Annotated in this window: 13 protein-coding genes; 6 read left to right on the top strand and 7 right to left on the bottom strand. The window is 72.8% G+C overall.

What is annotated here, in order from left to right; genetic code table 11:
* The first annotated feature begins 426 nt into the window (after positions 1 to 426).
* Both WAB15_RS26970 and WAB15_RS26965 read left to right on the top strand, forming a co-directional pair.
* A complete protein-coding gene (locus WAB15_RS26970) occupies positions 427 to 1,557 on the top strand; it encodes a magnesium and cobalt transport protein CorA (protein ID WP_399149678.1) in 1,131 nt (376 codons plus the stop codon).
* Between the two features lie 87 nt (positions 1,558 to 1,644).
* Positions 1,645 to 2,187 (top strand): hypothetical protein, encoded by a 543-nt coding sequence (locus WAB15_RS26965; RefSeq protein ID WP_399149679.1) that lies wholly within the window; start codon positions 1,645 to 1,647, stop codon positions 2,185 to 2,187.
* An 18-nt stretch (positions 2,188 to 2,205) separates the two neighbouring features.
* Here WAB15_RS26965 and WAB15_RS26960 read toward each other — a convergent pair whose 3' ends face one another.
* A complete protein-coding gene (locus tag WAB15_RS26960; RefSeq protein WP_407287831.1) occupies positions 2,206 to 2,991 on the bottom strand; it encodes a hypothetical protein in 786 nt (261 codons plus the stop codon).
* Between the two features lie 197 nt (positions 2,992 to 3,188).
* Here WAB15_RS26960 and WAB15_RS26955 point away from each other — a divergent pair, with 197 nt between their 5' ends.
* From WAB15_RS26955 to WAB15_RS26945, 3 genes are read left to right on the top strand one after another with little or no spacing between them, the layout of a single operon-like run.
* Positions 3,189 to 4,496 carry a magnesium transporter MgtE N-terminal domain-containing protein gene (locus WAB15_RS26955; protein WP_399149681.1) on the top strand — a complete coding sequence of 436 codons (1,308 nt, stop codon included), beginning with the start codon at positions 3,189 to 3,191 and terminating at the stop codon, positions 4,494 to 4,496.
* A complete protein-coding gene (locus WAB15_RS26950) occupies positions 4,486 to 5,061 on the top strand; it encodes a DUF1003 domain-containing protein (protein ID WP_399149682.1) in 576 nt (191 codons plus the stop codon). Before WAB15_RS26955 ends, WAB15_RS26950 begins: the two co-directional genes overlap by 11 nt.
* A 42-nt stretch (positions 5,062 to 5,103) precedes the next feature.
* Entirely contained in the window at positions 5,104 to 6,264 is a 1,161-nt protein-coding gene (locus WAB15_RS26945; RefSeq protein WP_399149683.1) for an Mrp/NBP35 family ATP-binding protein, read from the top strand.
* Between the two features lie 200 nt (positions 6,265 to 6,464).
* Here the strand turns inward: WAB15_RS26945 and WAB15_RS26940 are convergent, their stop codons facing one another.
* The 5 genes from WAB15_RS26940 to sigE all read right to left on the bottom strand — a co-directional run bounded on the left by WAB15_RS26940 (position 6,465) and on the right by sigE (position 11,769).
* On the bottom strand, positions 6,465 to 7,109 hold the full coding sequence (locus tag WAB15_RS26940) for a hypothetical protein (RefSeq protein WP_393489152.1): 645 nt from the start codon (positions 7,107 to 7,109) through the stop codon (positions 6,465 to 6,467).
* Between the two features lie 121 nt (positions 7,110 to 7,230).
* On the bottom strand, positions 7,231 to 7,713 hold the full coding sequence (locus WAB15_RS26935; protein ID WP_399149684.1) for a sec-independent translocase: 483 nt from the start codon (positions 7,711 to 7,713) through the stop codon (positions 7,231 to 7,233).
* Between the two features lie 116 nt (positions 7,714 to 7,829).
* Positions 7,830 to 10,007: a trypsin-like peptidase domain-containing protein gene (locus tag WAB15_RS26930; RefSeq protein ID WP_407287830.1), complete on the bottom strand. Its 2,178-nt coding sequence runs from the start codon at positions 10,005 to 10,007 to the stop codon at positions 7,830 to 7,832.
* A gap of 122 nt (positions 10,008 to 10,129) precedes the next feature.
* Positions 10,130 to 11,077 carry a zf-HC2 domain-containing protein gene (locus tag WAB15_RS26925; RefSeq protein WP_407287829.1) on the bottom strand — a complete coding sequence of 316 codons (948 nt, stop codon included), beginning with the start codon at positions 11,075 to 11,077 and terminating at the stop codon, positions 10,130 to 10,132.
* The gene (gene sigE / locus WAB15_RS26920) at positions 11,074 to 11,769 is read right to left on the bottom strand and encodes an RNA polymerase sigma factor SigE (protein ID WP_393489162.1); all 696 of its coding nucleotides are present in this window, start codon (positions 11,767 to 11,769) and stop codon (positions 11,074 to 11,076) included. Before sigE ends, WAB15_RS26925 begins: the two co-directional genes overlap by 4 nt.
* A gap of 286 nt (positions 11,770 to 12,055) precedes the next feature.
* Here sigE and WAB15_RS26915 point away from each other — a divergent pair, with 286 nt between their 5' ends.
* Positions 12,056 to 12,739 (top strand): O-methyltransferase, encoded by a 684-nt coding sequence (locus tag WAB15_RS26915; RefSeq protein WP_393489164.1) that lies wholly within the window; start codon positions 12,056 to 12,058, stop codon positions 12,737 to 12,739.
* Positions 12,740 to 12,895: 156 nt separating this feature from the next.
* On the opposite strand, the gene WAB15_RS26910 is transcribed toward WAB15_RS26915, so the two are convergent.
* The gene (locus tag WAB15_RS26910) at positions 12,896 to 13,063 is read right to left on the bottom strand and encodes a DUF3117 domain-containing protein (protein WP_003985072.1); all 168 of its coding nucleotides are present in this window, start codon (positions 13,061 to 13,063) and stop codon (positions 12,896 to 12,898) included.
* Positions 13,064 to 13,330 lie beyond the last annotated feature (267 nt).

Below are 13,330 nucleotides of genomic sequence, written 5' to 3'. Positions count from 1 at the left end.
GTATCGAACAGGCAAAACGGCGCCGGAACGCTTCAGGCGGCTGATAGCCTGGCCGTCTGGTCAGGGAATGACGTCGTCCCCCAACGGGGACCGGCCGGAGGAGGTGGGGCTGCGGTGGATCCGAGTCGACCGTGCAGTACCGATAGTTCTCCCGTCATCCCCTCGCGCAGCGCATCTCCTGATCCGAGAGCTTCCGTACCCCGCCGCTGAGCGGCGAAACCCAGGAAGCGCCTTTGCGCCGGATGTAGATGACGGAAGAGCGCCTTCGACTCTTTGTTCCGTGTCTCTGCGAACTGCCGTCACTGTTCCGCACGGAGCGCCGCCCGCTTTGCGGACGTACGACCAATGGAGTCTCGTACGTCCACGTTCCGGGCAGCGTTGCGCCCCGCGCCCCCAGTTGACGGCCGGCCCGTGAAGGAGCCTGCCATGTCGATGATCCGCGACCTGCGCGCCGCCGTACGCCCGTCCCGGCGCCGCGATGACTCCCCCTACCACTACGAGAACTCCACCCCGGCCTGTGCGAACAGCGCCATCGTCGACTGCGGTGTCTACCGCGAGGGACGCCGGGTGAGCGAGCACGTCAGCCCGGCCGAGGCGATGGCCGGGGCGCGGGCCGACGGCGGCTTCGCCTGGATCGGGCTGCACGAGCCCACCGAGGCCGAATTCGCCGGTATCGCCAAGGAGTTCGGGCTGCACCCGCTCGCCGTCGAGGACGCCGTGCACGCCCACCAGCGGCCCAAGCTGGAGCGCTACGACGAGACCCTGTTCACCGTCTTCAAGACGGTCCACTACGTCGAGCACGCCGAGCTGACCGCCACCAGCGAGGTGGTGGAGACCGGCGAGGTGATGTGCTTCACCGGACGGGACTTCATCGTGACCGTGCGGCACGGCGGTCAGGGCTCGCTGCGCGCCCTGCGGCACCGGCTGCAGGACGACCCGGAGCTGCTGGCCAAGGGCCCGTCCGCGGTGCTGCACGCCATCGCCGACCAGGTGGTCGACGGCTACATGGCGGTGGCCGGCGCGGTGCAGGACGACATCGACGAGGTGGAGATCGACGTCTTCAGCTCGGGCACCAACGGCAAGGGCTCCGGCGGCAAGGCGGGCTCCGCCAGGGGCGGCGACGCCGGGCGGATCTACCAACTCAAGCGCGAGGTACTGGAGTTCAAGCGCGCGGTGTCGCCGCTGCTGCGGCCGATGCAGCTGCTGAGCGAGCGGCCCATGCGGCAGGTCGACTCCGACATCCAGAAGTACTTCCGCGACGTCGCCGACCACCTGGCACGGGTCAACGAGCAGGTGCTGTCCTTCGACGATCTGCTCAACTCCATCCTGCAGGCCAACCTCGCCCAGGCGGCCGTCGCGCAGAACGAGGACATGCGCAAGATCACGGCCTGGGCGGCGATCTTCGCCGTACCGACGATGATCGCCGGGATCTACGGCATGAACTTCGACTTCATGCCGGAGACCCACTGGGAGTACGGCTATCCGGCGGTGCTGGTGGTGACGGCCGTGATCTGTTTCGGCATCCACCGCGGCTTCAAGCGCAACGGCTGGCTGTGACCGGGGCGGCGGCGCGGCGCGGGGCGGCCCGTCTCAGGCCCTGGGCGGGCCCGGGCGCCCGCGTCGGGGCCCATTAGGCTGAGCCGTATGACGGAGACCGTGTCGCAGGCCCTGCAGGATCGGGCGCTCATCGAAGAGGCCACGAAGAAGTCGGGCCTCATCTGGGTGCGGGGGACGGCGGGTCCCTCCCGTGCGCTGTGGCACGTGTGGCACGACGGTGCCGCCTGCCTCGTCGGCGGCGGCACCGGTGAGCAGCCGCTGGCCGACCTCGGGCTCGCCGACGGCGCCACGGCCACGGTCACCGTACGCAGCAAGGACAAGGGCGGCCGGCTGGTCGCCTGGCAGGCCCGCGTCGTCGAGCCGGCCCCGCGCAGCGAGGCCTGGCTGGCCGCGGTCGAGGAGCTCAAGGGCAAGCGGCTCAACGCGCCGGACGCGGAGCGGATCACCGAGCGCTGGGCCGACGAGTGCCGGGTGCTGCGGCTGGAGCCGACCGGTCAGGAGGCGCAGCAGCGGCCCGGCACGATGCCGGACGTCTCGCACGCCGCGCCGCCGCTGGCCTCCGCCGCGATCACCCGGCGGCCCATCCCGGCCGCGCTGCCCAAGCTGCTGCGCCGCGGCCGCAAGGGCTGAGGGTGAAGCCCCGAGGGCTCAGCCCTTGCCGGAGATCTGCGTGCCGTAGTCCACGACCTGGTCCTTGGGCGGCGCCTTGAGGTCCACGCTCTTGCCCCAGTCGGCGAGCCGGACCACGCCCGCATCGCCGGCGCGCCGCAGCCGCAGCGGGTAGGGCGTGCCCTCCAGCGACACGTCCAAAGTGCCGCCGGAGCCCGCGGCGGCGGACAGCCGGATGGTACGGACGCCGTCGACGTCGCCGCGGTCGCCGGCCGTCAGCTTGCCGTGCAGCCCGAGCAGGCCGGCCAGCAGGGTGTCCTTGTCGGTGAAGCCGCTGAAGCGCTTGTGGACCGGGTCGGCGGCGGGCACCTTGACGTACTTGCCGCCGAGCTTGCGCGCCGCGGCCTGGTCGGGCGCACCGGACGAGCCGCTCTTCTCGCCGGCCCAGAACGCCGCGTCCGCCTTCAGGTAGAGCGCCTTGCCGACCCGCAGCAGCTGGAAGGCGGCCGCGTTGGTGGTCAGCTCGCCCTTGGCGCCGTTCTTCGCCAGGCTCATGTTGAGCTTGTACGTACGGCCGTGGCTGACGACGCTGCCGGACAGGCGCACCGTGTCGGCCTGCTGGGCCGCGGCCAGCGCCTTGGACTCGATCTTGGCGGGCGGCAGCTTCCCCACACCGTTGGTGCCGGCGTCCGGGTCCTCCCCGGCGCAGCCCGCCAGCGTCGCGGCCAGTGCCACGCAGGCCGCCCCCGCGAGCGCGGTCCGGCCCGTGCGGCGGGCCCCTCCGGCCAGGGGTCGGGGGCCGGCCCCCCGGGGGATTGCGCTCACGTCGGCTCTGCCTCCTGATGCGGGTGACCTCGACAGCCAGTACGGCAGCGTACCTGGGCCACAGGGGCTCGTCGGCGGGGTGCGTGGCGGTCACCCTACGGCCTCGCTCACCAGGGCGGCGCGGGTCCGGGCGCGTTAGCCTGAACCCGAATTCTTGCCTTATTTCTGGCTTAACGGGAGAAAGGGAGGCGCTCTGCATGGCAGTGGTGACCCCCCGGGTCTTCGTCTCCCATCTCTCCGGCATCGCCGTCTTCGACCCCAACGGCGACCAGGTCGGCCGGCTGCGGGACCTCGTCGCGCTGCTGCGGGTCGGCAAGCGCCCGCCGCGGCTGCTCGGGCTGGTCGTCGAGGTGATCAGCCGGCGTCGGATCTTCCTGCCGATGACCCGGGTGACCGGTGTGGAGTCGGGCCAGATCATCACCACCGGCGTCGTGAACATGCGCCGCTTCGAGCAGCGGACGTCCGAGACGTTGGTCTTCGGCGAGCTGCTGGACCGCCGGGTGCGGCTGGTGGAGACCGGCGAGGAGGTCACCGTCCTGGACATCGGCATCAGCCAGCTGCCGGCCCGCCGCGACTGGGAGATCGACAAGGTCTTCGTGCGCAAGGGCAAGGGCGGGGCGCTGCGCCGCAAGGGCGAGACCCTGACGGTGGAGTGGTCGGCGGTGACCGGCTTCTCCCTGGAGGAGCACGGGCAGGGCGCCGAGAGCCTGCTGGCCACGTTCGAGCAGCTGCGCCCGGCCGACCTCGCCGGTGTGCTGCACCACCTCTCCCCCAAGCGCCGAGCGGAGGTCGCCGCGGCGCTCGACGACGACCGGCTCGCCGACGTGATGGAGGAGCTGCCGGAGGACGACCAGATCGAGATCATCAGCAAGCTGAAGGAGGAGCGGGCCGCGGACGTCCTGGAGGCGATGGACCCCGACGACGCCGCCGACCTGCTCGGCGAGCTGCCGGAGGAGGAGGTGGAGCGGCTGCTGGAGCTGATGCGGCCGGAGGAGGCCGCCGATGTGCGGCGGCTGATGTCCTACGAGGAGCGCACCGCGGGCGGCCTGATGACCACCGACCCGATCGTGCTGCGCCCGGACGCCACCGTCGCCTATGCGCTGGCCCGGGTGCGCGACCCGGACCTCTCCCCCGCGCTGGCCGCCCAGGTCTACGTCTGCCGGCCGCCGGACGAGACGCCCACCGGGAAGTACCTGGGCCTGGTGCACTTCCAACGGCTGCTGCGGGACCCGCCGTTCACCCTCGTCAGCTCGATCGCCGACACCGACCTGCCCCCGCTGCCACCGGACACCCCGCTGCCGGAGGTGACCAGCTATCTGGCCGCGTACAACATGGTGGCCGCGCCGGTCGTGGACGAGAGCGGCGCGCTGCTGGGCGCGGTCACCGTCGACGACGTACTGGACCATCTGCTGCCGGAGGACTGGCGGGAGGCCGAGCTGCACGGCGAGGGGGCGGCCGGGCTGACCGGCGCCGGGCGCCTGGGGAAGGCCGCGGATGGGAGCTGAGGAACGGGAGGGCAGGGAGCGCTCGCGGGCGAACGGCGCCTCGGCGGTGCGGCGGGGCGCCGAGCGGCCCCGGGTGCGCCTGGACGTGCCGCGCGCACCGCGCCGTACGTTCCTGCCGGAGTACGACCCGGAGGCCTTCGGGCGGCTGTCGGAGAAGATCGCCCGGTTCCTGGGGACCGGCCGCTTCATCGTCTGGATGACGGTCATCGTCATCGTGTGGATCAGCTGGAACGTCGCCGCGCCCAGCGGCCTGAAGTTCGACCAGTACCCGTTCATCTTCCTGACCCTGGCGCTGTCGCTGCAGGCCTCGTACGCGGCGCCGCTGATCCTGCTGGCGCAGAACCGCCAGGCCGACCGCGACCGGGTCACCCACGAACAGGACCGCAAGCAGAACGAGCGCTCCATCGCCGACACCGAGTACCTGACCCGGGAGATCGCGGCGCTGCGGATGGGTCTGGGCGAGGTCGCCACCCGCGACTGGATCCGCGATGAGCTGCAGGACCTGCTGCGGGACCTGGAGCTGCGGCGGATGGTCGAGGCGGAGAGTGACGAACACGACCGCTGACAGCCTTTCCGGAGGCCGCCTCACGCGCCGTACCATCGGGGCATGGCTACCGAGACGTCACCAGGCGCCGCCCCGAGCGAGGACGCGATCCGCGCCGCGCTCGCGACGGTCAACGACCCCGAGATCCACCGCCCCATCACCGAGCTGGGGATGGTCAAATCGGTGGACATCGCGGCGGACGGCGCGGTGGCGGTCGTGGTCTACCTCACCGTCTCCGGCTGCCCGATGCGCGAGACGATCACCAACAACGTGCGCGACGCGGTCGCCGGGGTCGAGGGCGTGACCGGCGTCCGGGTCGATCTGGAGGTGATGAGCGACGAGCAGCGCAAGGAGCTGGCGTCGTCGCTGCGCGGCGGCACCGCCGAGCGCGAGGTGCCCTTCGCCCAGCCCGGCTCGCTGACCCGGGTCTACGCCGTCGCCTCCGGCAAGGGCGGTGTCGGCAAGTCGTCGGTGACGGTCAACCTCGCTGCGGCGATGGCGGCCGACGGCCTGAAGGTCGGTGTCGTGGACGCCGACATCTACGGCCACTCCGTGCCCCGGATGCTGGGCGCCTACGGCAAGCCCACCCAGGTCGAGAACATGATCATGCCGCCGTCGGCCAACGGCGTGAAGGTCATCTCGATCGGCATGTTCACTCCCGGCAACGCACCGGTCGTCTGGCGCGGCCCGATGCTGCACCGCGCGCTGCAGCAGTTCCTCGCCGACGTCTACTGGGGCGACCTGGACGTGCTGCTGCTGGACCTGCCCCCGGGCACCGGCGACATCGCGATCTCGGTGGCGCAGCTGGTGCCGAACGCCGAGATCCTGGTGGTCACCACCCCGCAGCAGGCCGCCGCCGAGGTCGCCGAGCGGGCCGGTTCGATCGCCGTGCAGACCCACCAGAAGATCGTCGGCGTGGTCGAGAACATGTCCGGGCTGCCCTGCCCGCACTGCGACGAGCTGGTCGACGTCTTCGGCACCGGCGGCGGCGAGCGGGTCGCCGAGGGCCTGACGAAGACCACCGGCGCGCAGGTGCCGGTGCTCGGCGCCATCCCGATCGACGTGCGCCTGCGCGAGGGCGGCGACGAGGGCAAGCCGGTCGTGCTGACCGACCCGGACTCCCCCGCCGGCTCCGCCATCCGCGCGATCGCGGGCAAGCTGGGCGGCCGGCAGCGCGGTCTGTCGGGGATGTCGCTGGGGATCACCCCGCGCAACAAGTTCTGAGGGCGTGCGCCCGCGGCGGCAGGGATGCCCGAAGGGCTCGTTGAGGCCGGTTGAGGCGAAGAGGGGGCGGGCCCTGTGAGGCCCGCCCCTTTTGCCTGCGCCGGCGCGCTCGGTCCCGCCGTGCGCCCGGGTTCTCGATCACCGAGAAGAGCCCGGATGCCCACGGCCACCGGCCCCTGGGCGGCGGCCGTCGGCGCCGCTCATCCCTCGTACGAGGCGATGTCCTTGACGACCGAGAAGCCCAGGCCGTAGGCGCTCATCCCGCGTCCGTAGGCGCCGATGTGCACCCCGTCGGGGTCCTCGCTCGCCGAGCCCGCCAGCACCCAGCCGTACTCCGACTCGCGGTAGGCGAACGAGGTCGGCACCCCGTCCACCGGCAGCATCAGCTCGCTCCAGGCGCCACCGCCGAGGTCGTCGGCCAGCTCCCAGGCGAGCGTCGTCTGCTGGTCCAGCCAGTCCTGGCGCAGCGTGCGGTCCATCTGGGTCGGCCAGGTGTGGGCCAGCAGGCCCGAGCCGGCGAGCCAGGCGGCCGTGGAGACCGAGGTGGCCTCCAGTACGCCGGTGCCGTCGGCGCTGCGCCGTACGGGGCGGCTGGCGACCGTCACCACGACCGCGAACCGCTCGTCCTGCGGCGACTCCGCCTTGATGGTGGGCCCCTCCCCATGGCCGGTGGCACCGTGCTCGACGGTGCCGTCCGCGGCCGCCCCGACCTGCATCAGCCAGCGCGGACCGGTGAACGCCTCGTCGAGGCCGTACCACGGGAACGCGGCCAGCAGATATCCGTCCACCTTCCGGCCGACCCCGGCCGACGCCTGTTGTTCCGCTGTCCGACTCGTCGTCTCCATCTGCGCGGAAGCCTCCTCGTTGCCCTGCGTCGTGGGCGGCCCGCCCCCCTCAGGCGACCAAACCCCGGACACCCGGAGCATAGCTATAGGGGTCAACACAGCCCGGGCATACCGGAGTGTGTCAGGTGGCGTCGGCGTCGAACGGCGGACGCTCGCCCGGCTCCGCGACTCCGGTCTTCTTGACCAGGTCAGGACCGCCGGAGGCGGCCGGGGACTCCTTGGACAGGCTAAGGCCTGAGCCGTTCGAGGGCATGGCGGAGGAGGCGCTCTCGCGGCCGTGCACGGCGTCGGTGACCTCTGCCATCTCCTGCTTCAGATCGAAGCCGTTACGGATCTCCTGGAGGTCCTTGAGGCCGTACTCGTCCTTCTCCAGGACGTGCTTGCGCACGAAGTTCTTGGGCTTGAGGTCCTCGAACTCGAAGTCCTTGAACTCCGGCCCCAGCTCGCTGCGGATGTCCTCCTTGGCGCTGTCGGAGAACTCCCGGATCTTCCGGACGACGCCCATGACGTCCTGGATGACCTTGGGAAGCTTGTCCGGCCCGAAGACGAGTACGGCAAGGACGACGATCGCTACCAGCTCGAGGGGTCCTATGTCGAAGAACACCTAGCAGCTCCTTGGGTCATCCGCGGCCTTCGTCGGCCCATGGGCCAGGCCGACTATCACGGTACCTGGCCCCGTAGGTCGGGCGGGAGTCGCCCGTGCCAACACGATGCAAACGATCAACCAGCCGTGGAGGAACCCAGCCTGAGCCGTATGGACCGCTCCTTGCCCTCCCTTTGGAGGGTCAGCATCAGCGTGTCGCCGGGCCGGTGGCTGCGGATCTTCACGATCAGCTCCTCGCCGCTGTGCACCGGCGCGCCGTCCACCTTGGTGATCACATCGCCCGGCTTGATCCCGGCCTTGGCGCCGGGCCCGCCCGGGATGACCGCCGGCTTGCCGTCCTTGGTGTGGTCGCCCACTCGGGCGCCGTCGCCGGCGTACTCCATCTCCAGCGTGACGCCGATCACCGGGTGCGTCGCCCGGCCGGTGTTGATCAGCTCCTCGGCCACCCGCCTGGCCTGATTGATCGGTATGGCGAAGCCCAGCCCTATGCTGCCGCCCTGGCCGCCGCCGTCCAGGCCGCTGCCGCTGTCGGCCGCGCGGATGGCGCTGTTGATGCCGATCACCCGCGCCTTGGCGTCCACCAGCGGGCCGCCGGAGTTGCCCGGGTTGATGGGCGCGTCGGTCTGCAGCGCGTCCACGTACGAGACGTCGCTGCCGTCGCCCTTCTCGCCGCCCGCGGTGATCGGGCGCTGCTTGGCGCTGATGATCCCGGAGGTGACGGTGTTGGCGAGGTCGTAGGGCGCGCCGATCGCGACGACGGGGTCGCCGACCCGTACGGAGTCGGAGTTGCCGAGCGTGAGCGGCCGCAGGCCCGTGACGCCCTCGACCTGCACCACGGCGAGGTCGTAGCCGCCGTCCCGGCCGATGACCTTGGCCTTGGCCGTCTGGCCGCCGCTGAAGGTCACCGATATCTCGCCGCCGGCGCCGGCCGGATCGACGACGTGGTTGTTGGTGAGGATGTGGCCCTGCCGGTCGAGGACGAAGCCGGTGCCGGTGCCCTGCTCGGCGTTGCCCCGTACGTGGAGGGTGACCACCCCGGGCAGCGCGGTCTGCGCGATCCCGGCGACGCTGTCGGGCTCGCGTCCGCCCGCGTCGCCGGCCGCCTGCGGCAGCTTGATGTCGTTGATCCCGCCGTACCGCTCGACATAGGCGCCGATGCCGCCCCCGACGCCGCCGGCCAGCAGCGCCAGCGCCACCGCGCCGACGACCAGCGCGCCGCGGCGGCTGCGCCCGGAGCCCGGCGGGGGCACGGCGACCGGCCCGCCCTGCAGGGGCGCGCTCCAGGGGTCGTACTGGTGCCAGGCGCCGTGCGGAGCGGGCGCGTGGTCGTGGGTCGGGGCGGGGCCGTGCGGCCCGCCGGGCGGCGCCGGTGCGGGGTGCGGCTGCGCCTGGGGTGCGTCGGCCGGGCTCCCCGGCTGCTGGGGGCCGGGCTTGTGGAGTACCGGCCGCGCGGGCCCGCCGGGCTCGGTGGCGGCCCTGGCGTGCGCGGCCTCGTCCGTACGCTCCGGGGGCCGCTGATCAGCGCCGGGTGCGGCCGGCGCGCGGTCCTCGGCGGCCGGCGACGGGGCGGCCGGCGGCCGGGCGGGCGGCGCGGCGGGGCCGCTGCCGTGCGCCGCCTGCGGTGCGGTCGGCGGCGACTGCGGGGGTCCGGCGTAGCCCGCCGCCTGGGCCGGCGCTCCGTACGGCGGCAGCGGCCCGGCGGACGGCGGCAGGGCGGTGCCCTGCGCGGGAGTCGCTCCGGGGTGTCCGGGGGCCCAGCCCATCGCGGTGGGACGGGGCTCCGGCCGCTGCACGGGCGGCGCCGGGGCCCACGGTCCGGGGCCGCCGTACGGAGGGGTGCCGTACGGGTCCTCGGGGTGCAGCGGCCGCGGCGGTGCGGCGGGTGCCTCGGCGGATGTCGCCGCGGTCGCGGTGGGCGGCGCGGGCGGCTCGGCGCCGGTGCGCTCCGCCGAGCCGGCCGCCGCGACCGCCAACTCCTCGCCGACGCCGGATATTTCACCGGAGCCGGGCAGCTCGCCCGCCATGGCCGCTTCCCGCGCCGCGATGGCGTCGGTCGCCTCCGGGGCGGCGGCCGGCGCCGCGCTCCGCTGCGGCGGACGCACGATCCAGTCCCCCGACTCCTCCGCGTCGGGCACACCGGATATGCCGGACGCGTCGGTCACCGGCGTCTCCGCCGGGCCGTCGGCGGGGCGCACCACCTGCGGACCGGCCTCGGCGGACGGCTGCGTGCCCGGGGGGCGTCCCGGGCGGCTCCACCACTTCAGCTTCGACCCGGCGGCCTTACCGTCGTCCATGCTCTCCCCAGAATTCGCCCGCGCTCATGCGGGCCACCACCACCTCGCGGTCCGCGCCCGGTGAAAGGTGCGCCGCCTGGCAGCGATTCAACCAGTTCCGCGCGGGGATGCGCAGGGGACGGTCAGCGCGGGGCGGTGGGCGCGCCCTGGGAGGCGGGGCCGGCCGCGGCCGCGGAGCCGATCAGCGGGCGCTTGGGCTCCAGGGGCGGGAGCGCGGGCGGATGCTGGCGCACCGGGGTGTTGCCGGTCGCGACGGCGAGCGGCGAGAGGTGGTACGCGGATGCCGGACCGGTCGCGGCTATCAGCGGCGAGAGGCCGAAGCGGCCGGCCGGGGCGGCGGGCGGGGCCGAAGCGGACGGGGCGCCGGGGCCCTGCAGAGCCATCGCGCTGGGGGCCGGAGCCAGGGTCGGGCCGCCCGACTCGGGCCAGGCGCCTGGCTGGGAGTTCCCGGCCGAAAGGAACTGCCCCGTGCGCAGCAGGGAGCCGCTGTCGGCGGCGGGGCTGGCGCTGAGCGGGGTGGCGGCCGTGCCGCCGCCGTCCGTGCGCGGGCCGGTCACGTCGACGGCCGCCTCCAGCGGGAGGGCGCCGCCGAGCGCGAAGGCCGCGAGCGAGACCGCACCGGCCGCCGCGAAGGCGAACCGGCGCCGCTGTGCGGGCCGCACGGCCTCCTGCGCGCGAAAGCCGCGACCGCGGGACTGGGCGGGCATCGCCGCCATCGCATGGCCGGAGTGGTCGCCGGTGGGGACATAGCGGAACGCGCCGCCGCCCCGGGCGAACTCACCGGAGCCGAGGCCACCGCCGCCGAGCCGGCTGCCGGGACCGCCGGCGTCGCCGCCGGGCAGCTGCTGCAGGCGCGCCAGCAGCCCCGCGGACGGGCCGGGGGGCGCCGCCTCGGCGAACACGCTCTTGAGCCGACGCTGGGCGTCGGCCTCCGCCTTGCACTTCGCGCAGGTCGCGAGATGCGCGAGCACCCGCTCGCGCGCGTCATGGCCCAACTCGCCGTCGACCAGGGCCGCGAGGCGGTCGCCGAGATGCTGCTCGGCGGGGGACGGACCGCCACTGAGGCTCACGCGATCCCTACCTCCCCCGTGGGCACCACGGCCAGCGAACGGCGCCGCTCGCGCTCCTCGCCACGCGTGGCCGGAGCGCGGTGCTTGAGCGCCTTGCGCAGATGGGAGCGGCCGCGGTGGATCCGGCTGCGGACCGTGCCGAGCTTGACGCCGAGCGTCGCGGCGATCTCCTCGTACGACAGGCCCTCGATGTCGCACAGGACCACGGCGGCGCGGAACTCCGGCGCGAGGGTGTCCAGCGCATGCTGCACATCGGCGTCGAAGTGGGTGTCGTCGAAGTGCTGCTGCGGCGCGGGCTCCCGGCTGGGCAGCTTCTCGGCCGCGTCGTCACCGAGCGCGTCGAAGCGAATACGCTGCCGACGGCGGACCATGTCCAGGAAGAGGTTGGTGGTGATGCGGTGCAGCCAGCCCTCGAAGGTGCCGGGGGTGTACGTCGACAGCGAGCGGAAGACGCGGACGAACACCTCCTGGGTGAGGTCCTCGGCGTCGTGCTGATTGCCGGTGAGGCGATAGGCGAGGCGGTAGACCCGGGCGCTGTGCGTGCTGACGATCTCCTCCCAGGTGGGCGGAGTCCACGCCTGGACATCCGCGTCCGCGGCGAAGGTCGCGCTGGGTGCGGAGTCGGCGTTGGCGGTCCCCCCGCTCGAACGAAGTCGAGAGTGGGGGAGGAAACGGTCAGCGGTGTTTGTCACGGATTTCGGCTCGGCGAACGACCTCTTCAAGCGCCTCAGCACTCCTCGGTCACCCGCCGCAGCCGCACCTCCCCTGGTGGCTCTGGTGGTGTCCAGTAGAGCCCCTACCATATCCACCTCGCCCGTTAGCTCCGGATAAGCAGATTTGACCTGCATTTGGTCCTGCTTCTGGCCTTGACTCGATTCTCGCGCGGTCTTCACCACTGCGTCCCCCCGTCTTCCCCCTCCCCCTCCATAACGCCCGGTCCCATCTGCGGGTTCCCGCACACAGCGGATACAGTCACGGTTGCGTCAACTACGGGGACAGGAGAGGGCCATTACCGGCAACCGGCAGACGAGCTTGGCATTCGCCGAGGCGTACGGCGCCGGGACCATCGACGACAGCGCCGAGGCCGCCCTGCGCTGGTCCCGCGACCGCGCCCGGGAAGCCGGCATCCGTACGGTGACGACCGGCACCGGCGCGGCCCTGCGCATGCTCGCCGCCACCGCCGACGCCAAGGCCGTCGCCGAGATCGGCACCGGCACGGGCGTGTCGGGCATCTACCTCCTGCACGGCATGCGGCCCGACGGCGTGCTGACCACCGTGGATCCCGAGCCCGAGCGGCAGACCTTCGCCAAGCAGGCGTTCCGTTCGGCCGGCTTCGCCGGGAACCGCGCCCGCTTCATCCCCGGCCGGGCGCTGGACGTCCTCCCCCGGCTCGCGGACGGCGGATACGACCTCGTCTTCTGCGACGGCGACTTGATGGAGTGCCTGGAGTACCTCGCTGAATCGTTGCGTCTGCTGCGCCCGGGCGGCCTGGTGTGCTTCGAGGGCGTCTTCGCGGACGGCCGTACGGTCGATTCGGCGGTGCAGCCCGCGGAGGTACTGCGACTGCGGGAGCTGCTGCGGGCCATCCGGGAGAGCACCTCGCTGGTGCCGTCCCTGCTGCCGGTCGGCGACGGGCTGCTCTGCGCGGTCAAGCGCGGCTGAGCCGCCCCGTCACGGCCGCCCGGGCGGCATGTTCCGCGGACCAGAACGGCCCCGGCACGCGGCGCGCCTGTCATGCGCGCCGCGTGCCGGGGCCGGGGTAATGTCGGCTGGTGGTACCGGGTCAGCCCCGGGAATCCGCCGGTTTCTCCGCCCTTGTCAGACGGTGACCTTCTCCAGGGCCTCACCCAGGGCCTTGGCTTCGTCGGGGGTCAGCTCGACGACGAGCCGCCCGCCGCCTTCGAGCGGAACGCGCATGACGATGCCCCGCCCCTCCTTGGTCACCTCGAGCGGGCCGTCACCCGTCCGCGGCTTCATGGCCGCCATGCTCGTTCCCCTTCCTGAAACCAGCTCATCTCAGCCGACGGCCCGAATAGGCTCGTGTCACCGGCATCGAACACATTGCTTCCAGGCCATTATCCCGCATCGAACGACCCGATGACCAACATCGGGGAGCATCCCTTCGGCAACGCGCTCTCTCAAACCCACCCAATTCGGGGAGGGGGCTGCGATACTCCTCCACCCGCCGCTGTCCGACGCGCCCGCTTTCTTTGATGTACGTCACATGCGCACCGCCGTTGATCTCCGGCATCC

Source organism: Streptomyces sirii, assembly GCF_045690365.1.
GTDB lineage: Bacteria > Actinomycetota > Actinomycetes > Streptomycetales > Streptomycetaceae > Streptomyces > Streptomyces sirii.
The sequence above is the reverse complement of the archived record's forward strand: the minus strand, read 5'-3'. Positions and strand labels throughout refer to the sequence as shown.